Origin of the sequence: Streptomyces sp. NPDC047042 (assembly GCF_040644035.1) — a bacterium.
Taxonomy (GTDB): Bacteria; Actinomycetota; Actinomycetes; order Streptomycetales; family Streptomycetaceae; genus Streptomyces.
In genome coordinates this window covers 165631-184088 of sequence record NZ_JBEYVP010000010.1, presented here as the reverse complement: position 1 = coordinate 184088, position 18458 = coordinate 165631, and the positions used below count along the sequence as shown (strand labels likewise).

16 protein-coding genes are annotated in these 18458 nt (G+C 70.7%); 7 read left to right on the top strand and 9 right to left on the bottom strand.

The window, feature by feature from the left end:
- Positions 1 to 31 precede the first annotated feature (31 nt).
- On the top strand, positions 32 to 967 hold the full coding sequence (locus ABZ855_RS13955; RefSeq protein ID WP_360805989.1) for a cyclase family protein: 936 nt from the start codon (positions 32 to 34) through the stop codon (positions 965 to 967).
- A gap of 394 nt (positions 968 to 1361) precedes the next feature.
- Here ABZ855_RS13955 and ABZ855_RS13950 read toward each other — a convergent pair whose 3' ends face one another.
- The 4 genes from ABZ855_RS13950 to ABZ855_RS13935 all read right to left on the bottom strand — a co-directional run bounded on the left by ABZ855_RS13950 (position 1362) and on the right by ABZ855_RS13935 (position 5804).
- A complete protein-coding gene (locus tag ABZ855_RS13950) occupies positions 1362 to 2000 on the bottom strand; it encodes an ATP-binding protein (protein WP_360805986.1) in 639 nt (212 codons plus the stop codon).
- 535 nt (positions 2001 to 2535) lie between these two features.
- Positions 2536 to 3453, bottom strand: coding sequence for an acyl-CoA dehydrogenase family protein (locus ABZ855_RS13945; protein WP_360805983.1), 918 nt, complete (start codon positions 3451 to 3453; stop codon positions 2536 to 2538).
- A gap of 9 nt (positions 3454 to 3462) precedes the next feature.
- On the bottom strand, positions 3463 to 4605 hold the full coding sequence (locus ABZ855_RS13940; RefSeq protein WP_360805980.1) for an acyl-CoA dehydrogenase: 1143 nt from the start codon (positions 4603 to 4605) through the stop codon (positions 3463 to 3465).
- A complete protein-coding gene (locus tag ABZ855_RS13935; RefSeq protein ID WP_360805977.1) occupies positions 4605 to 5804 on the bottom strand; it encodes an amidohydrolase family protein in 1200 nt (399 codons plus the stop codon). The genes ABZ855_RS13940 and ABZ855_RS13935 overlap by 1 nt, the downstream gene beginning before the upstream one ends.
- 237 nt (positions 5805 to 6041) lie before the next feature.
- On the opposite strand from ABZ855_RS13935, the gene ABZ855_RS13930 reads away from it, so the two are divergent.
- Positions 6042 to 7598, top strand: a complete 1557-nt coding sequence (locus ABZ855_RS13930; RefSeq protein WP_360805974.1) for an AMP-binding protein — start codon at positions 6042 to 6044, stop codon at positions 7596 to 7598.
- Here the strand turns inward: ABZ855_RS13930 and ABZ855_RS13925 are convergent.
- Positions 7541 to 8089: an EF-hand domain-containing protein gene (locus tag ABZ855_RS13925; protein WP_360805971.1), complete on the bottom strand. Its 549-nt coding sequence runs from the start codon at positions 8087 to 8089 to the stop codon at positions 7541 to 7543. The genes ABZ855_RS13930 and ABZ855_RS13925 overlap by 58 nt on opposite strands.
- A 173-nt stretch (positions 8090 to 8262) precedes the next feature.
- On the bottom strand, positions 8263 to 8664 hold the full coding sequence (locus ABZ855_RS13920; RefSeq protein ID WP_319208903.1) for an STAS domain-containing protein: 402 nt from the start codon (positions 8662 to 8664) through the stop codon (positions 8263 to 8265).
- Positions 8665 to 9026: 362 nt separating this feature from the next.
- Here ABZ855_RS13920 and ABZ855_RS13915 point away from each other — a divergent pair, with 362 nt between their 5' ends.
- Together ABZ855_RS13915 and ABZ855_RS13910 are read left to right on the top strand one after the other, a co-directional pair.
- Positions 9027 to 9680 carry a sigma-70 family RNA polymerase sigma factor gene (locus ABZ855_RS13915; RefSeq protein WP_360805968.1) on the top strand — a complete coding sequence of 218 codons (654 nt, stop codon included), beginning with the start codon at positions 9027 to 9029 and terminating at the stop codon, positions 9678 to 9680.
- The gene (locus tag ABZ855_RS13910) at positions 9677 to 11053 is read left to right on the top strand and encodes a zf-HC2 domain-containing protein (protein ID WP_360805965.1); all 1377 of its coding nucleotides are present in this window, start codon (positions 9677 to 9679) and stop codon (positions 11051 to 11053) included. Before ABZ855_RS13915 ends, ABZ855_RS13910 begins: the two co-directional genes overlap by 4 nt.
- On the opposite strand, the gene ABZ855_RS13905 is transcribed toward ABZ855_RS13910, so the two are convergent.
- On the bottom strand, positions 11036 to 13957 hold the full coding sequence (locus ABZ855_RS13905; RefSeq protein WP_360805962.1) for a helix-turn-helix domain-containing protein: 2922 nt from the start codon (positions 13955 to 13957) through the stop codon (positions 11036 to 11038). The genes ABZ855_RS13910 and ABZ855_RS13905 overlap by 18 nt on opposite strands.
- A gap of 160 nt (positions 13958 to 14117) precedes the next feature.
- Here ABZ855_RS13905 and ABZ855_RS13900 point away from each other — a divergent pair, with 160 nt between their 5' ends.
- Both ABZ855_RS13900 and ABZ855_RS13895 read left to right on the top strand, forming a co-directional pair.
- Positions 14118 to 14432, top strand: coding sequence for an SH3 domain-containing protein (locus ABZ855_RS13900; RefSeq protein ID WP_360805959.1), 315 nt, complete (start codon positions 14118 to 14120; stop codon positions 14430 to 14432).
- 217 nt (positions 14433 to 14649) lie between these two features.
- Positions 14650 to 15291 carry a dihydrofolate reductase family protein gene (locus tag ABZ855_RS13895; protein WP_360805956.1) on the top strand — a complete coding sequence of 214 codons (642 nt, stop codon included), beginning with the start codon at positions 14650 to 14652 and terminating at the stop codon, positions 15289 to 15291.
- A gap of 66 nt (positions 15292 to 15357) precedes the next feature.
- Here ABZ855_RS13895 and purU read toward each other — a convergent pair whose 3' ends face one another.
- Positions 15358 to 16251: a formyltetrahydrofolate deformylase gene (purU, locus tag ABZ855_RS13890; protein WP_360805953.1), complete on the bottom strand. Its 894-nt coding sequence runs from the start codon at positions 16249 to 16251 to the stop codon at positions 15358 to 15360.
- Positions 16252 to 16507: 256 nt separating this feature from the next.
- Positions 16508 to 17008, bottom strand: coding sequence for a hypothetical protein (locus ABZ855_RS13885; RefSeq protein ID WP_360805950.1), 501 nt, complete (start codon positions 17006 to 17008; stop codon positions 16508 to 16510).
- 117 nt (positions 17009 to 17125) lie between these two features.
- On the opposite strand from ABZ855_RS13885, the gene ABZ855_RS13880 reads away from it, so the two are divergent.
- Complete coding sequence (locus ABZ855_RS13880) at positions 17126 to 18433, top strand: ABC transporter substrate-binding protein (protein WP_360805947.1); 1308 nt, start codon at positions 17126 to 17128, stop codon at positions 18431 to 18433.
- The last annotated feature ends 25 nt before the right edge of the window (positions 18434 to 18458 follow it).

Below are 18458 nucleotides of genomic sequence, written 5' to 3'. Positions count from 1 at the left end.
AGGGGACCGGTCTCCAGGAAGGACCGGACTCATGCCGCTGCCGGCCGAGTTCCACGCCATCGCCAAACGCGTGAACAACTGGGGGCGTTGGGGGGAGGCCGACGAACTCGGCACCCTCAACCTCATCACCGACGCCGTCGTACGCGACGCCGCCGCGACCGTCCGTACGGGGCAACGAGTCCCCCTCGCCCTCCCGTTGCAGCAGGACGGCGTCCAGACCGGGGCGATTCCGGGCCGGCTGAACCCCGTACACGCCATGGTCCAGATCAACCAGGAGCTGTTCGGACCGCCGGGCGGCGGAACCGTGGCGACGAGCGACGACATCGTGACCCTGGGACTCCAGTGCGCGACCCACTGGGACGCCCTCGCCCACGCCTCCCACTCCGGGAAGCTCTACAACGGGCGCCCGGCGGACACCATCACGGCCCACTCCGGCGCCGAGTTCGCCGGCGTCGACAAGGCACGGCATGTCGTCTCGCGCGGGGTGCTCCTCGACGTGGCCCGCGCCCGGGGTGTCGACCGGCTCGACGGGGGGCACGCGGTGACCCCGGAGGACCTGGAGGCGGCCGAGGAACTGGCGGGCACGCGCGTGCGTGCCGGTGACATCGTGCTCGTACGGACGGGCCAGATCCAGGTGTATCTGGCCGGTGACAAGCACGGGTACACGTATCCCTCGCCCGGGCTGTCGATCCGTACGCCGGAGTGGTTCCACGCGCGGGATGTCGCGGCGGTCGCGAACGACACGCTGACCTTTGAGATTTTCCCGCCGGAGTCGGAGGATCTCTGGATGCCCGTACACGCGCTCGACCTGGTGGAGATGGGGATGCCCCAGGGACAGAACTGGAATCTCGAAAAGTTGTCCACAGTCTGTGGACAAGATCACCGGTATGAGTTCCTGCTGTCGGCGACACCCGAACCGTTCACGGGTGCCACCGGCAGTCCGGTGGCACCCGTGGCGATCTTCTGACTCGTAACGGCCGGCCGGCGGCGCGCCATTGCCCACCCCAAGTACGGCATCGCGCGCCGCCACCCGCCTTCGGCGTTCCCACCCCCGCCTCCCTTGGCCCCGAGGAGGCTTACGCCGAATCACGACTCGCACTCGTCGAGGGCCCCCGTCACCGAACCCTCGCCGTCCCCTCCGGCGAATCGCGCTGCACACCAGCGTGTTCACACGGTCACGTCACGTCAACACCCGTTCGGCGATTCACCCCTTACGCACCTTTTGCGACGACCGCGCACAGGGGCACACCCCGGCGCACCGCACCGCGACCGCCCGAAGACCCCCGGCGTTTCTGCAACCGTGCCCCGCCACGCGCCGCGCGGGGCACCACCGAGGAACGCGGCACCGCCAGGACGTGCCGTCAGACGGCTTCGTACGCCGCCATGCCCCCGTACGCGGAGGCGGTGGAGGTGGAGGTGGAGGCGGTGGAGGTGGCAGTGGACGGGCCGGTGGCAGTGGCAGTGGCGGTAGATGTGGCCGCGGCGGTCGACGTGGGGGCGCCCGTGGCGGTGACCGCGGCGCCGTCGGCGCCATCACCCCCGTCCCCGCAGGACGTTGCGGCCGGGCAGCGGTCCAGTTCGCACCAGATGCGCTTGCCGACCCCTTCCGGGTTCCACCCCCAGCGGTCGGCGAGCCCGTCGACCAGCTCGAGCCCGCGCCCGTTGGTGTCGTCACCCTCGGCGTGCCGGGGCGCGGGCGGCCGGGCGCTCAGGTCGGCGACCTCCAGCCGGACGACCCCGCCGGCCACCACCCGGGCGCGGGACGGTCCACCGGACTGCGCGCCGAACACCTTGCGGAACGACAGCCGCAGCACGGCCGGACAGCCGGTGTGCACCACCGCGTTGGTGACGAGTTCGGAGACGAGGAGGATCAGCGTCTCGGCCAGGGGATCGTCGTCCGCGACCCCCGACCCGGCGAGCCACGACCGCGCCCATCTCCGGGCCCGCCCCACCTCAGCAGGGTCGGGCCGGATCTCCAGCTGCACTTGAAGCACCTGCACCGCTCACACCATCCGAACCGGCGGACACATCGCCTCGCGCCGCACGAGGGCCACGATCGTAGCCATTTTCTGCATGCCCAGAACAACGGTTGGGCCATCGGCCAGATCAGGGATCACGGAACGTGCATCCCTTACGCGAAAGCATGGTTGACGTACAGTCACGCCAACAAGCGCTTCAGGCATATTCCAACGCGAAGGAGTACGCCTGAGGCATACTGTGCGACGCTCGCCGCGAGTAGTCGAACAGGCGGGCGCAGAACCGCGACCCGCCCCGCGAGCGGCGCGCACTGCCGAATCCGGGGCCGCCTCAGGGGCAACACCGGGATGGCTCGACCTCGGAACCACTCGCATTCCACAGAAGGTACCGGAGCGAACACGCGACTCCGGGCCGTGACAAGTCACGCGTAGGACACAACCCGATATCAACGCTGAGTAATCTCAAATTGGCTGGATCACATTTCCATCGCGCCACAATCGTCGACATTATTCGGCCATTCCCGGCTCCGACCCTTGTCACCCCCTTATCGCTCCCTTGTCACCGCGCCTCGGCCAGTAACTCGGCGGCGAGCAATTCCTCACACTCCGTCACCGAACCGGGCCGCCGGGCCCGCACCCAGGCCCGCTTCAGATACAGATGGACGTCCGACTCCCAGGTGAATCCCATCCCGCCGTACACCTGAAGGCAGTCCCGCGCCCCGCGCACGGCGGCCTCGTCGGCGAGCAGCCGGGCCGCCGCGACGTCCGCCGGATCGACGGTGACGGCGGCCGCGTACACCGCCGCGCGGGCCACCTCGACCCGCACCAGGATCCCGGCGCACAGATGCTGCACCGCCTGAAAGGCCCCGATGGGCCGCCCGAACTGCTCACGGGTGCGCGCATGTTGCACGGCCAGCTCACACACGCGCCCGGCGGTACCGAGCTGCTCGGCGGCGGTGAGCAGAGAGGTCAGGAGTGCATCCGTACGGCCGCTGTCGGAGTCCGGAGCGGCCGCGGTCCCGTCGGCCGCGACGTCGGCCACCCGGTGCAGTGGCGTGAGCGGATCCACCGACCGCATCGGCACCGCCGTCCCGGCCCCCCCCCGTACGACATCCGCCGCCGCCAGCCACTCCACCACCCCCTCCCCGTCCACGACGGTCACCACCGCCTCCCCCGTCGCCGCCCCCGGCACCTCGCCCGCCGCGAGGTGGGTGGCGATCAGCGGTCCCGGCAGCAGTACGCGCCCCGCCTCCTCGAACGCCAACACCGCCTCGGGCAGCCCGAGTCCGACCCCGCCCGCCTCCTCCGGCAGCCGCAGCGAGAAGAACCCGGCGTCCCCCAGCTCCCGCCACAGCCCCCGGTCCAGCTCGGGGCCCTCGGCGACCTCCCGCAACCGCTCGCGCCCGAACCGCGCCGCCAGCAGCTCCCGTACGCCCTGCCTCAACGCCCGCTGATCCTCGGTGAGTTGGAAACGCATGGGCGAGTGTCACCGTCCTTTCGGCAGCCCGAGAACGCGTTCGGCCACGATGTTGTGCTGGATCTGGGAGGTGCCGGCGGCGATGGTGTACGACAGCGAGGACAACCGGTCGAGCACCCAGGGCTGTTCGAGGTCCAGGGCCGCGCCACCCGCCCCCAGGACCTCCGCCGCCGCCTCGTACAGCTCCTGGCGGGCGTGCGAGTACCGCAGCTTGAAGACGGACCCGCCGACCCCGGGAACCCCCTTGGCCGTCTCGCCCGCCTCGCTCACGTTCCACTGGGTCAGCCGCCAGAGCGCCCGGAACTCGGCGTTCAGCCGCCCGAGTCGGCGGCGCAGTACGGGGTCGTCCCACCGCCCGTTCTCCCGTGCCGCCAGGGCGAGTTCGCCCAGTACGCGCCGACAGGCCACCACCTCACCCACGAACGCCGTACCGCGCTCGAAGGACAGCGTCACCATCGTCACGCGCCAGCCGTCGTTCTCCTCGCCGACCCGGTTGGCGACGGGCACCCTGACCTCGTCGAGGAAGACCTCGGCGAACTCGTTGGACCCGGCGAGCGTGCGCAGCGGCCGTACGGTGATGCCCGGCGCGTCCATGGGCATGGCCAGCCAGGTGATCCCGCGGTGCTTGGGGGCGTCGGGGTCGGTTCGCACCAACAGCTCGCACCAGTCGGCGACTTCGGCGTGCGAGGTCCAGATCTTGGAGCCGCTGACCACGTACTCGTCACCGTCGCGCCACGCGCGCGTGCGCAGCGCCGCGAGGTCCGAACCGGCGTCCGGCTCACTGAACCCCTGGCACCACACCTCCTCGCCGCGCAGTACGGGCGGCAGCCAGCGCGCCCGCTGTTCGTCGGTCCCCTCGGCGGCGATGGTCGGCCCGGCGTGCAGCAGCCCGACGAAGTTGGCGCCCACATAGGGCGCGCCGGCCTTCTCCGTCTCCTCCAGGAAGATCATCCGTACGGCGGGGTCGGCGCCCCAGTGGACGTCGCCGTACCCGGCGTCGTACAGCGCCCGCTGCCAGCCGAGGTCGTAAGCGCGCCGCCCGGGCCAGTCGTCGGGCGAGGGCGCGGCCGGCAGCGAGGGGAGCGTCTTCGCCAGCCACTCCCTCAACCCGGCCCGGAATTCCGCCTCTTGGGGCGTGTCGGCGAGGTCCACTAACGGTCCCGGTCCAGGTCGAGGCCGAGCATGCGGATGGCGTTGCCGCGCATCAGCTTGTAGACGGTCTCGTCGTCGAGGCCCTTCACATGCTCGAGGGCGACCTCCTTGGTGTGCGGGAAGGTCGAGTCGACGTGCGGGTAGTCGGTCTCGAAGGTGGCGTTGTCCCGGCCGACGACATCCAGCGAGGCGACCCCGTGCTTGTCGCGGAAGAAGCAGCAGAAGATCTGCCGGTAGTAGTACGTGGACGGGGGTTCGGGGATCAGATCCCGCACCCCGCCCCACGCGCGGTGCTCCTCCCACACGTCGTCGGCGCGTTCCAGGGCGTACGGGATCCAGCCCATCTGCCCTTCGCTGTAGGCGAGTTTGAGCGCCGGAAACTTCACCAGCACGCCGCTGAACAGGAAGTCCATCATCGACGCCATCGCGTTGTTGAAGCTCAGCGAGGCCTGTACGGCGGGCGGGGCGTCCGGGGAGGCGGCGGGCATCTGGCTGCTGCTGCCGATGTGCATGTTGACGACCGTGCCGGTCTCCTGGCACACCGCGAAGAACGGGTCCCAGTAGCCGGAGTGGATCGACGGCAGTCCGAGGTAGGTCGGGATCTCCGAGAACGTCACCGCCCGCACCCCGCGTTCGGCGTTGCGCCGGATCTCCGCGACCGCCAACTCGACGTCCCACAAGGGGATCAGGCACAGCGGGATGAGTCGGCCGCCGCTGTCGCCGCACCACTCCTCCACCATCCAGTCGTTGTAGGCGCGCACGCACGCCAGCGCGACCTCCTTGTCCTGCGCCTCGGCGAAGGTCTGCCCGCAGAACCGCGGAAAGGTCGGGAAGCAGAGGGAGCCCTCGACATGGTTGAGGTCCATGTCCGCGAGCCGGGCCTTCGGGTCCCAGCAACCGCGCCGCATCTGCTCGCGCGTGATGCCGTCGAGGGTCATCTCGTCCCGGGAGAACCCGACGGCGGCGATGATCCGCTTGTACGGGAACTGCAGGTCCTCGTACTGCCACCAGTCGGTGACCGGGCCCTCGGGGTCGGTCGTGATCCGGTATTTGCCGCCCACGTAGGCGAGTTCGCCGATTCCGGCGGTGAAGGGCTTGGGTCCCCTGTCCCGGTACTTGGCCGGCAGCCAGGTCTCGAAGAGGTGCGCGGGTTCGATCACGTGGTCGTCGACGCTAATGATGCGGGGCAGTTCGGTCATGGGGTCCCCTCCGCCTGGCCGGGTGATGGGTGTTGGGTGACGGGTGCCGGGTGACGGGTGCCGGGTGACAGGTGGTGATTGATCATCTGACGGTCCGTCAGTTATAGCCCCCTAGAAGGTTAGACCCGCGCCTATGGACCGACAAGGCATCAAGGCCTACGCTCCCCGCACGATCTGACTGTCCGTCAGGCCATTTCTTCTTCGCATCCTTCCGGTCAACCGGCCTCAGGGGGCAACGTGAACGCCGTCGACACCGCACACGCCCTGGGCTCGGCCCGTACCCTCTGGGAACTGGTCGCCCGCCGCGCCGAACTCACCCCCGACCGGCCCGTCTTCCTCCAGGACGACCGCTCGCTCACCTTCGGCGAACTCCGCACCCGTGCCGAGCGGGTGGCGGCCGGCCTGTACGGCATGGGCGTACGCCCCGGCACGGTCGTCGCCTGGCAGCTGCCCACCCGTATCGAGACCGCTCTGCTGTCCTTCGCACTGGCCCGGCTCGGCGCCGTGCAGTCGCCGGTCATCCCCTTCTACCGGGACCGCGAAGTCGGCTTCGCGCTACGGGAGTCGAAGGCGGAGTTCTTCGCCGTGCCTGGGGTGTGGCGCGGCTTCGACCACACGGAGATGGCACGGCGGCTCGGTGCGAAGGGGATCTTCCCGGCGTACGACAGCGACGAACTCCCGGACGACGACCCGTCGTTGCTGCCGCCCCCGCCCGCCGACGGCACCTCCGTCCGCTGGATCTACTGGACCTCCGGCACGACCTCCGACCCCAAGGGCGTGCTCCACACGGACCGTTCGCTCATCGCGGGCGGTTCGTGCCTCGCCCACGCCCTGCGCCTCAGCGAGTCCGACGTGGGCTCGATGGCCTTCCCGTACGCCCATATCGCGGGCCCCGACTACACGGTGATGCTCCTGCTCTACGGCTTCCCTGCCGTCATGTTCGAGCAGTTCGCGCTGCCGGACGCGCTGGAGGGGTACCGCAAGCACGGGGTCACGGTGGCGGGCGGGTCGACGGCCTTCTACTCCATGTTCCTCGCCGAGCAGCGCAAACAGCCGGGCGTTCCGGTGATCCCCACCCTGCGGCTGCTCGCGGGCGGCGGGGCCCCGAAGCCGCCGGAGGTCTACCACTCCGTCGTACGCGAGATGGGCGTGCAGCTCACGCACGGGTACGGGATGACCGAGGTGCCGATGATCACCATGGGGGCCCCGGACGACACCGTCGACAACCTGGCGACGACGGAGGGGCGGCCACCGGAGGGGATGGAGATACGGGTGGTGGACGGTGAGGTACGGCTGAAGGGGGAGGCCGTCTGCCAGGGCTATCTGGACCCCGCGCAGACCGCCGAGGCCTTCGACGAGGACGGGTTCCTGCGCACCGGGGACCTCGGATTCGTCACCGGGAGCGGGCACTTGGTGCTCACCGGGCGGCTCAAGGACGTCATCATCCGCAAGGGCGAGAACATCTCGGCGAAGGAGATCGAGGACCTGCTGCACACGTACCCGGGGGTGGGAGAGGTGGCGGTGGTGGGACTGCCGGACGCGGAACGCGGGGAGTTGGTCTGCGCGGTGGTGGAACCGGCGCCGGACGGAGGCGAGTTGACCCTGCCCGCGCTGACCTCGTACCTGCGGGCGGAAGGGCTGTCCGTGCACAAGCTGCCGGAGCGGCTGGAGCTGGTGGACGCCCTTCCGCGCAACGACGCCCTGCGGAAGGTGCTCAAGTACAAGCTGCGCGAGCGCTACTCGGAGCCGGTGCCTGTGCCCGTGCCCTCGTCGGAGTCTGACACGTCGAAGTAGCGGGCGAACGCGTCGACGATCTCCGTCTCGCCCACCCGGCCGTCGGCGTCGGTGTCGAGCGTCGCGGCGGCCATGGCGGCGATGTCCTCGGGCACGCCGAGCGCCTTCAGTACGCGCTCGGTGTCAGCGAGGGTCGCCGTGCCGTCGTCGTCCTGGTCCGCGACGGCGAGGGCCGCGTGCAGGAAGGGGCGGGCGATCTCGGCGAACCGGCCGGGGTTGTCGTGCAGCCGCTTCACGGCGCCGTTGACGAACTCGTCGCGGGTGATCCGCTGGTCACCGTCCCGGTCCGCTATCCCGGCCATGCCCTGCCAGAAGGCCTCGGCGCCGCCGTAGAGGGCCTGGCCCTTGTCGGACCGGGCGGGAGTGCCGAACTCGGCGAGCAGCGCCTTGGCCGCCACGTTGAAGTCCTCCCGGTCGATGTAGCCGTTGCCGTCCTGGTCGAAGGTGGCGAACCGGGCGGCGATCTTCCGCCCGTACTCGGAGCTGACCATGTCTGTCGGGCCCGCCTTACGTCTGTGTCAGGGTCTTTCTGGCAGGGAGCGTACGACGTGCGGAGGCCGATGGGGACGGGAAAACGACGCCTGTGCCAAGACTGGGGGAATTCCACGACGACCGCGTCACGAAGTACGTCACCACGCGCATGACGAACCGCGTCACTCGGGCTTCACGCGGGCGTGGCGGCCTGGAGCGGTGCCGCCGACTCGTCGGCCGCCGTGGTGAGGTCCGCGTAGACGTCGAAGAGACGGCGGACTCCCAGGGCGTTGAGGACCCGGTTGACGTGGTGGGCGTGGGCGCTGTCCGCGGCGCCCTGCGCGGGCAGGATCAGGCGCAGACTGCCCTGGCAGGAGCGCATCAGCCGGCGGGTGGCGATGAGGACGCCGACACCGCTGGAGTCGCAGAACACGACCTCGGACAGATCGAGGACGACACGATGGCGCCCCTCGGCCACCGCACTGTGGACCCGTTGTCGCAACTCCGGTGAGGTGACCAGGTCCATCTCTCCGGACACCTGGATCACGATCCAACCGCCGCGCTCGCCGTCGGTCACCTTGAACGCCACCATCACGCCTCTCGTCCGACTCGCCCGACTCGTCCAACACAAACGGAAGCCCGACCTACGCTTCCTGTTGACGCGGCTGCCCAACAGCCGTGTCACCAAACACCGCACATCGACTCGGCCGAGAGTGCAAGAGACTTGCAAGCGGTTTACAGGGGGCTTGTTTCGGTCACTCACGATCGTATTCGATCGAAAGCAACGCAGAAGAGGTCACAATCAGTCACTCTTCGTCGGTTCTCTACCATCTTTGGCGCCTGGAAGGGCGCACAATGCCGCAAAGCGGAGTGGGCTGTCGGAGGGGCCGACTACATTCGAGGAGAAGGTGGGCGACCGCCGGACCTGGACAGCGGTACAGGGGGTGAGGGAGCAGCATGGCGAAGCAGGACACACCGCCCCGCTGGGACCGCAAGATGCAGCAGCGGCTCGCGCGCGGGGAGGCAGCCGCGCTCGGCGAGCTGTACGACCGCTTCGCCTCACTCGTGCACGGCCTCGCCCACCGTGTCCTGGGCGACGAGCAGGCGGCCGACCGCATCACCCGCGAGGTCTTCGCCCACGTCTGGCAGCACCCCGACACCTATGAGCCCAAAGAGGGCCCGCTGCGTTCCTGGCTGGCCACTCTGACCCACCGCCTGGCGGTCCAGCGCCTGCGCCAGACGGAGACGGCAGCGCTGGCCAACAACGACCCCGACAGCACCAGTACCAGTACCGACGAGGCCTCGGGTTCCTCTACGGCCTCCACGGCCTCCACGAGTTCCACGGGCTCCCTGGAGGAACTGGAACGCCGGGTCCGCCGCGCCTCGGTCGCCGCCCGGGCGGACTACATCGTCACGTCGATGCCGGCCCCGCTGCGCGCGGCCCTGGAACTGGCGTACTTCCAACGACGTGACTACCGCCAGACCGCCGCCGACCTGGGCGTCACGGAGGCGGAGGCCCGCCGCCGCCTGCGCCTCGGCCTCCAACTCCTGTCCACGGCCCACGACACGGGCACACCGGGGGCACCCCCCGAATACGGGGGCGCGGTATGAGCGGCGCGGGCCAGGAGGACGGGGCCTGGGAGGGGTACGAGGAGCACGAGGGGCATGGCCCCCGGCACCCCGGAGACGACGCGGGCGACGATGCCGGCGGCGGCAAGGGACCGGGAGGCCCGGAAGGCAAACCCGAACCCGGCCCCGGCGACGGCCCACCTCGCATACCGATGCCGCGCTCCTCGGTCGAGGACACGGGCCACGCCCTCCCCGACGCGGCCCCCGTACCGGTCGTCGCCCCTCTCGCCCCTCTCGTCCTGGAACATGACGTGCTGAGGTCGCTGCTCGGGGCGTGGGCGCTGGCCGCGTGCGCGCCGGAGGAGACGCTGGCCGTCGAGGAGCATCTCGGGGAGTGCGGAGCGTGCGCGGACGAGGCGCGGCGCCTGCGCGAGGCGGTGGAGCTGCTCCAGCGGCCGGAACCCCTGGACCTGGACCCGACCCTGCGCACCCGCGTCCTGCAGGGCTGCCTGGACCGGCGTCCGCCGCGCATCCCGGTACCGGAGTGGGCGGCCCCGTACGACGCGGAGACGGCCCGACTCGACGCCCTGCTCCAGGACTTCGGGGACGCCGAGTGGCACGCGCCCGTGCGGCTGCGCTGGTTCGAGGCCGACGAGCAGACGTCCAGGCGTACGACGGTCGCCGGTGTCATCGCGCATCTGCTGAGCGTGGACGGCCTGGTCGCGGTCGCGCTGGGCCTCGACGACCCGCTCACCGGCGAGCACAAGACGCCGGTCGCGCCGACACCGGCGGGCCGTACGGAGGCGTACTGGCGAGCCTCGTACTTCCCGCCGACCCGCTCCGTGAGGGTGCCGTGGCGGGAGCAGAGCCACGACATCGTACGGACGGTGGCCTTCGCGGGCGGAGGCTCGGGAAAGCTGCCCGTACCGTACGGCGACTTCCAACTGCCGTTGAACGAGGCGATGTTGGACCGCGCCTTCGAGTGCTGGGTGCACGCCGGTGACATCGCGGAGGCGGTCGACTACCCCTACGACCCGCCCGCACCGCGCCACCTCCACGGCATGATCGACCTCGCGGCCCGCATGCTCCCCCAGGCCCTGGCCGCCCGCCGCCGGGCAGGCCTGGCCTCCCCGAGCCGGACGACCCGCCACCTGGTCCCGGCCGGCGAACCGGGCCGCAGCCTCCGCCTGGAGATCGAGGGCTGCGGCGGCGGCGAATGGCTGATCCCCCTGGACTCCCCGGCCGCCCTGCCCTCGGCGGCCCACGAGGTGGCCCATGTCGCCCTGGACGGCACGGAGTTCTGCCAACTCGCGGCAGGCCACGTACCCCCGGAGGAAGCGGCGGCAGGCCAGGACGGCGACCGGGAGGCCATCAGGGATGTGCTGTTCGCGGCGGCTTCACTGAGCCGGATGTAGGGACGGACACGGCGGGGCATAGTCCAGCCGAGGGAAGTGGTGGGACCACTGGGCCCGGGTGATGGTGGTGTCGACGGGGTCGCACGCGGCGGTCAGGACTCGGGTGAGGTCCGTGTACCAGACCTGGACGCTGCGGTGGGCGGTCACGGTGAGGATCGTGCCGTCGGACGCGAGGTGGCGGACCTCCTTGACCGAGCCGCCGGGGTTGGTGAGGACGGCCAGTGGGGCGGGGTGCCTGCGGTCGGTCACGTCCCAGGTGTTCACCGTGCCGTCCACGCCGACCGTCACCGCCGTACGGCCGTGTGGAGCGAAAGCCACTCCGGCGACGATGTCGGCGTGCCTCCCCAGTTCGCCCAGGTCACGGTGGTGGGGAAGGGCGCCGATGTCCCACAGTTTCGCCGTGCGGTCGTCGCTTCCGCTCAGCAGCGTCCGGCCGTCGGGGCTGTAGGCGAGGGCGTCGACGAAGTTCTGGTGTCCCTCGAGGACGGCGAGGGTGGCGTGGGCCCGGTGGGTCATGTCCCAGATGCGGACGGTGCGGTCGTCGGAGCCGGAGGCCAGGGTCGTTCCGTCGGCGCTGAAGGCCACGGGTTTCACGTTGCCCCGGTGCCCGGTCAGCGTGTCGAGGCTGCGTGGGCGTGCCGGGTCCCTGATGTCCCAGAGGCGGACGGTGTCGTCGTAACTGCTGGTGGCGGCCATTCGGCCGTCCCCGCGCACGGCGACGGCGTAGACGGCCTCCGTGTGCCCGGTGGGCCGCTTCGACAACAGCCTCGGCCGCATCGGGTCGGACACGTCCCACAGCCGGAGCGTGTGGTCGCCGCCCGCTCCGATCAGGGTGTCGCCGTGTGGGGTGAACTCGATGAAGTTCAGGCCGGCTCCGTCGCCGTCGATGGTGCCGAGCCGGCGGGGCCGCCGTGGGTCCGCCATGTCCCAAAGGACGGTGTACGGGCCGTCGGCCATGGCGAGCGTGCGGCCGTCGACTGTCACGGCCGGTGTGTGCCCGGCCGGTGTGCGCCCGATCAGCCGCGGGCCCGCCGACGCGACGGAGAGGGTGCTGAGCAGGGCGTCCCGGGTGCGTTTCTGCGGGGCGTGGCGGTAGGCGGCCAGCGCGATCTGGGCGGCCAGTGACGGATCGTGCGGGCTCAGCCGTACGGACTCGTCGGCGGCACGCAGGACCACGGCCTCGTTGCGCTGCCGGGTGATGGTGTCCTGCGCGCGAACGGCGAAGCCGACGGCGGCCACCGCGCACACAAGGAGCACGGCCAGGGCGGCGACCATGCGGCGCAGCCTGCTCAGTCGGCGGCGGTCGCGCCGTTGCTGCTCGAGCGCCGCCGACTCGCAGGCGTCGAGGAAGGCCCTTTCCCGGGCGGTCAGTTCCTCGGGCGGAAGATCCTTCGCGGCGGCGAGGCGCACTCCGCGGTACAGGGTGTCGGGGTCGTGGTCCAGGGACTCCCAGAGGGTGGTGGCCTCGGTGAGCGCGCGGTGCAGACGCTCCTGTTCGCGGTCCTCGTCCAGCCAGCCGCCGAGCCGGGGCCAGCAGCGGATCAGTACCTCGTGGGCGATCTCCACGTGGTCGCCGTCGGCGGTCAGCAGCCTGGCCCGGGTGGCCTGTTCGAGGACGAATTCGGTGTCGGGGCCGCCGTCGAGTTCCTGACGCGGCACCCGGCGTTTGGTGTCCTCGGTGCCCTCGCCCAGTGCGACGAGCCGCAGGAACAGCCGCCGGGCGGCCCGCTGCCGGCTGTCGCTCAGGGCGTTGTGGAACTCCTCGGCGGTCTGGGTGAGCGCGCCCTCGAAGCCGCCCGCCGCGCGGTGGCCGGCCAGCGTGAGGGCGTTGCCCCGGCGGCGCTTCCAGGTCTCCAGCAGGGCGTGCGAGAGCAGGGGGAGCGCGCCTGGCCTGCCATGGGCGTCCGCCATGAGGGTGGTCAGCAGGGCGTTCTCGACGGTGAGCCGGGAGCGGGCGGCGGGCTGCACGATCGCCGACCTCAACTCCTCGGCGGTCATCGGGCCGACGGGATGGTGGGCGTGGGGCAGTGCCTCGACGAGGCCGGGCAGCCGCGTGCAGTGCGTGTAGAAGTCGGAGCGTACGGCGATGGCGATGCGCGTGCGGCTGTCGGGTGCGAGTGCCGCGTGCAGGAGCGCGGCGACGAACCGCTCCCGTTCCCGCGCGTCGCGGCAGACGGTGAACACCTCTTCGAACTGGTCCACGACGACGAGCAGTTCGTCCGCCGCGTCGCCCCGCTCCTGTCGCTCGGCGAGGATCTGCCGCACCAGCCGGTGGAAGGCGTGCGGATCGGCCGTGAGCGCGGCGTGGACCTGGTCGTGAGAGGTATGGGCGCGGGCCGCCAGTCGTACGGCGCATTCCTCGAGCGGATGCGGGCCGGGGGTGAGGACGAGGGGGGAGGCACCGGGAAAGGCGGGAAGCACACCCGCGCGCAATACCGACGACTTACCGGATCCCGACGCCCCGAACAGGACCAGCAACCGCTTTTCCTTCAAATGTTCGACGAGGGTACTGGTGAGTTTCTCGCGGCCGAAGAAAACACCGGCGTCGTCCTTTCCGAACGCGGCCAGACCCACATAGGGCGGCTTGGCACCGTTCGTTTCCCTTCCGCCGGTCTCGGTCGACGTGGTCGTGTCGCCGCCGCACGCGTCTGCCGTCCGTCGCCAGATCAGCTTCCACTCCCGCTCGTCACCGCCGCAGGCACGGACATAGGCGAGGGTGACGGCCAGGCTGGGCAGCTGGCGTCCAGCCGCGGCCGAGGACAGCGTCGCGATCGAGTAGTGGGCGTCGCGGGCGAGGTCCCGGTAGGTGGGACGGCCCGCCTGGTCCCGCAGTTTCCGTAAACGCGCCGCGAATTCGGACAGCGGACCGCCGTCCGGGTCCAGCGGACGTTCTCCCCGTGGCACGCGCGCGCCCTTTCCCCCGGTCACTCGGATTGTTCGGCATGCGTTTGTTCGGCATCGGCCGACCGGACTTGAACAACAGATTAGCGGCTACAAACGGTGCATCGGGTCCCGCTCCGAGGACCGGACAACGAACGGAAAAACGAACGAAAAGAGGAATCCCGTGAACAAGCGAATCCTGGCCACGGCCGTCCTGATCACCGGGCTCACGCTGGCCGCCGGCCCCCTCGCACAGACCGGGCAGGCCGCGGAGGCCACCCTCGCAGCGTCGCAGGCGGTGCGGCAGGACCTCGTCTGCGTCGTCAACGACGACGGGGTCAACCTGCGCGGCGGCCCCGGCACCAACTTCCCCGTCCTGGGCAAGGTGAACAGGGGGCAGCAGTTCGTCTACCGCGACAGTGACGGCCGCTGGGTCATGGGCGACGTGGTGGGCGGCCCCACCGGCGTCTGGATCTACGACTCGTACCTGGACTGCTGACGTAGGGTCCCCGTCAGCACAGACGGGTCCCGTCGGCACAGCGAGGTGCCGTCACCCGACACCGGTGTGACGGCACCCCGCCCCGCCCCGCCCACGGCTGTGATGCGTACGAAGACGCGTACGCAATCGGCGCCCGCCGCACCGATGAGTTCGCCGGCGTCGGCAGGTCTACCCCCCGACCGAGACAGCCGGCCAGCCCACTCACCGGGAGCAAGCCATGGGCCTCATTCACATCGAGATGTTCACCTCGCTCGACCTCGTCGGGCAGGCGCCCGGCGGGCCCGAGGAGGACCCGGCGGGGTTTCCGTTCGGCGGGTGGCAGGTGCCCCTGCTGGACGAGTTCACCGGGGAGCAGATCCTCGCCGCGTACAAGGGCACGGACGCCCTGCTGCTCGGCCGGCGGACGTACGACCTCTTCGCCGACTACTGGCCGCACCAGAGCGGCGAGGACAACGAGATCGCCGCTCTCTTCAACAGCGTCCCGAAGTACGTGGCGTCCCGCGGTACGCCCGACCTCTCCTGGGCCGGGTCCACGCACCTCGGCCCTGATCTGGCCGCCGCTGTGCGCGAGATCCGTGACCGGCACGAGAACGTGAAGGTCGTCGGCAGCCTGGACCTGGTCCAGACGCTCCTGCGCGAGAAGCTGTTCGACCGCCTCGACCTCCTGGTGCACCCGATCGTCCTCGGCGTCGGAAAGAAGCTGTTCGACGGCGGCGAGGTCCCCACGAACCTGACACTCGTCGACCCCCCGGCAGCCGGCCCCAAGGGCACCGTGTACCTGCGCTACGGGCTCGCCGACGGCATTCCGGCTACCGGTGACATGAGCGCGCCCGATCGCGGCATCGGGCACGAGGCCTGAAGCGCCCCGGGAAGACCACCCGCCGCCCCACCCAGGCGCCCACGCCCCCAGCGTCGGTCCCAGCCCCTAAGCGAACACGACCGTCCGGCGCCCGTTCAGCAGGATTCGCCTCTCCGCGTGCCACTTCACCGCCCGTGCCAGTGCCTGGCACTCCACGTCGCGGCCGATGGCCACCAGCTGGTCCGGGGTCACGTCGTGGGCGACGCGCTCGACCTCCTGCTCGATGATCGGGCCCTCGTCGAGGTCTGCCGTGACGTAGTGGGCCGTGGCCCCGATCAGCTTCACGCCCCGGGCGTGCGCCTGGTGGTACGGCTTCGCGCCCTTGAAGCTCGGGAGGAAGGAGTGGTGGATGTTGATGATCCGCCCGCTGAGCGCCTTGCACAGGTCGTCGGACAGCACCTGCATGTAGCGGGCCAGAACGACCAGTTCCACGTTCTTCTCGCGCACCAGCTCCAGCAGCTGCGCCTCCGCCTGTGCCTTCGTGTCCTTCGTCACCGGGATGTGGACGAAGGGGACGTCGTACGAGTCGACCAGCTCGGCGAAGTCGGTGTGGTTGGAGACGACCGCCGCGATGTCCACGGGCAACGCGCCGATACGGGCGCGGAAGAGGAGGTCGTTGAGGCAGTGGCCGAACTTGCTGACCATCAGGACGACCCGCATACGGTCCTCGGCCCGGTGGATCTGCCAGTCCATGTGGAAGGCGTCACCGATCGCCGCGAAGCTCGCCCGCAGTTTCTCCACCGTCACGGGCGACTCGCCCGAGAAGTGGACGCGCATGAAGAACAGTCCCGTGTCCCGGTCGCCGAACTGCTGGCTGTCCTCGATGTTGCAGCCGGTCATGAAGAGATAGCTCGACACGGCGTGCACGATGCCCTGCTTGTCGGGGCAGGAGAGGGTGAGGACGTACTGCTCGGCGGGGGCCGCGCCGGTGTCGACGGCCTGGCTGGACTGCTCGTTCATGCCGGACAGGGTCCCATATCCGCCCCGGGCGGCCGACTCCCGTCCGCCAACCGGAACGGGCCGACCGGAACGGGCCGACCGGCAGGGCCACCCGGACCGGGCCATCCGGGATTGGCCGACCGGACCGGGCCCCCCGGGATTGGCCGACCGGACCGGGCCCCCCGGACTGGGCCGACCGGAATGGACCACCCGGAACGGGCCGGCCATGGCGGGCCACCCGGAACGGGCCGGCCACGGCGGGCCACCCTGGCCCGGCCTACGCCGAGCGCGTCAGTATCCGCAGGACTTCCAGCGTGCGCGGCGGGACGTCCGGTTCCTCCCCGTCGCTCGACGCGAGGCGCACGTGTGCGTCCCGGGCCGCCCGGACCGCCTCCGGCCAGCCCGCGTGGTCGAGGTACGCCGAGACGGGGGCGTCCGGGCCGACCTGGTGCATGATCCGCAGGACGCGGAGCACGGCGGTGTCGACGAGGGCGGCTTCCTGGGAGTCCCGGAAGATCGTGCCGACGTACTTCTCGGCGGACCAGCTGTCCAGCCAGGTGTCCTCGACCAGGCGGTACACGGCGTCGGTGACGTCCCCGTACCCGTCGACGCCGGCCAGCCAGACGTCCCGCTGGAACGCCGGGTCGGAGAGCATGTGCAGCGCGGAGCGCACATTGCTGCGCCAGCGCCACCACGGCATGTCGTTGAGTGGCATGCCGCCCATGGTGGAGGAGCGACGGCCGCGACGGGAAGAGTCTTCCGAACCTTGCACGGTCATCGATCGTACGTTCCCCTCGAAAACGAGACCCACACCCCCCGTAATTCACCTCACCGCCACCGGCTGTCGACCGACAGTCACACGTGGGTTGGCTGTGTGACGGAATCGTGCGTGCCCATGACCGGCAGGCGACGCATCCGCAGCACCTTCCGCAACAACCTCCCCGGAGCCCGGGGTGTCCGGCGTGTCCGGGCCGCCGGCGCGCTCGCCGTGTGCGCGGCGCTCGCCGCCGGCTGCGGGGTCGTCCCCGGCACCTCGGACGGTACGGGAAGCGACATCACCGTCATGACCTGGGCGCCGGAGAACACCGACGCGACCAACAAGCCCGGCATGCCGGCCATGGCCCAGGCGTACGCCCGCTGGATCAACGCGACCGGCGGTCTGAACGGGCGCAAGCTCAAGGTCCTGACCTGCAACGACCACAACGAGCGGGTGGCAGCGGCGAAGTGCGCCCGCCGCGCCGCGGACGAGGACGTCGTCGCGGTCGTCGGCTCCTACAGCCAGTTCGGCGACGACTTCCTGGGCCCGCTGGCCTCCGCCGGAATCCCGTACATCGGCGGCTACGGCGTCACCAACGACGAGTTCACCAACCCGATGTCCTACCCGGTCAACGGCGGCTCGCCCGCCCTCCTCGCCGGCCTCGGCAAGGAACTCGCCGAGGTCTGCGGCCCCGTCGCCCTGGTCCGCCCCGACTCCATCGCCGGCGACCAGCTGCCCCAGCTCCTCGACTCCGGCCTGCGGGCGGGCGGGCACGATCCGGCGCTCGACCAGCTGGCCGCCGAGAACGCCACCGAGTACGGCACGCAGACCAAGGTCGCGCTGGAACACACGACGGACCCGGAGTCCCGGCGCAAGGGGTGCGTGGTGCCGGCGCTCGGGGACCGCACCAACACCTTCATGGACTCCTTCCGGCGCGACCGCCAGGACTACCCGGCCGTACGCACCGCCGCCATGCTCGGCAGCGTCGACCAGACGGTGATCAACGCGAACGGCGGCAGGTCGGGCCCGTACGAGGACTCGTACATCACCGGCTGGTACCCAGCCGCCGGTGACGTCCGCTGGGCACAGATGAAGAAGGTCATCAGCGAAGAGGCCTTCGGCGACAACCGCATCGACCCGCAGGACGCGGGTGTGCAGACCACCTGGATCGCGTACACCGTCCTGAAGGCGGTCGTGGAGTCGCTGGAAGGCGGCGAAGTCTCCTCGATCACCGTCCGGCGGGCCCTCGACGACGGCCTGCGAGTCACCACCGGGGGCCTCACCCCGACGCTGCGCTGGCGCCTGGAGGACCTGCTCGCCGTGGCGGGCTTCCCGCGCCTGGTCAACGCGCGGGTGACCCTCCAGGTCGTCCGCGAGGGCCGGCTCGTCGCAGCCCGCAGGGGCTTCGTCAACACGTCGAAGCTGCTGGAGAGCGTCGAGGACTGAGCAGGCCGGGAGAGTTCGACGAGCC

Bases quoted from the DNA above. Each gene is read 5' to 3' on its own strand.
- ABZ855_RS13955 (WP_360805989.1), top strand. From the start codon at position 32: ATGCCGCTGCCGGCCGAGTTCCACGCCATCGCCAAACGCGTGAACAAC.
- ABZ855_RS13945 (WP_360805983.1), bottom strand. From the start codon at position 3,453: ATGCGTTTCCAACTCACCGAGGATCAGCGGGCGTTGAGGCAGGGCGTA.
- ABZ855_RS13935 (WP_360805977.1), bottom strand. From the start codon at position 5,804: ATGACCGAACTGCCCCGCATCATTAGCGTCGACGACCACGTGATCGAA.
- ABZ855_RS13925 (WP_360805971.1), bottom strand. From the start codon at position 8,089: ATGGTCAGCTCCGAGTACGGGCGGAAGATCGCCGCCCGGTTCGCCACC.
- ABZ855_RS13915 (WP_360805968.1), top strand. From the start codon at position 9,027: ATGGCGAAGCAGGACACACCGCCCCGCTGGGACCGCAAGATGCAGCAG.
- ABZ855_RS13910 (WP_360805965.1), top strand. From the start codon at position 9,677: ATGAGCGGCGCGGGCCAGGAGGACGGGGCCTGGGAGGGGTACGAGGAG.
- ABZ855_RS13895 (WP_360805956.1), top strand. From the start codon at position 14,650: ATGGGCCTCATTCACATCGAGATGTTCACCTCGCTCGACCTCGTCGGG.
- purU (WP_360805953.1), bottom strand. From the start codon at position 16,251: ATGAACGAGCAGTCCAGCCAGGCCGTCGACACCGGCGCGGCCCCCGCC.
- ABZ855_RS13885 (WP_360805950.1), bottom strand. From the start codon at position 17,008: ATGACCGTGCAAGGTTCGGAAGACTCTTCCCGTCGCGGCCGTCGCTCC.
- ABZ855_RS13880 (WP_360805947.1), top strand. From the start codon at position 17,126: ATGACCGGCAGGCGACGCATCCGCAGCACCTTCCGCAACAACCTCCCC.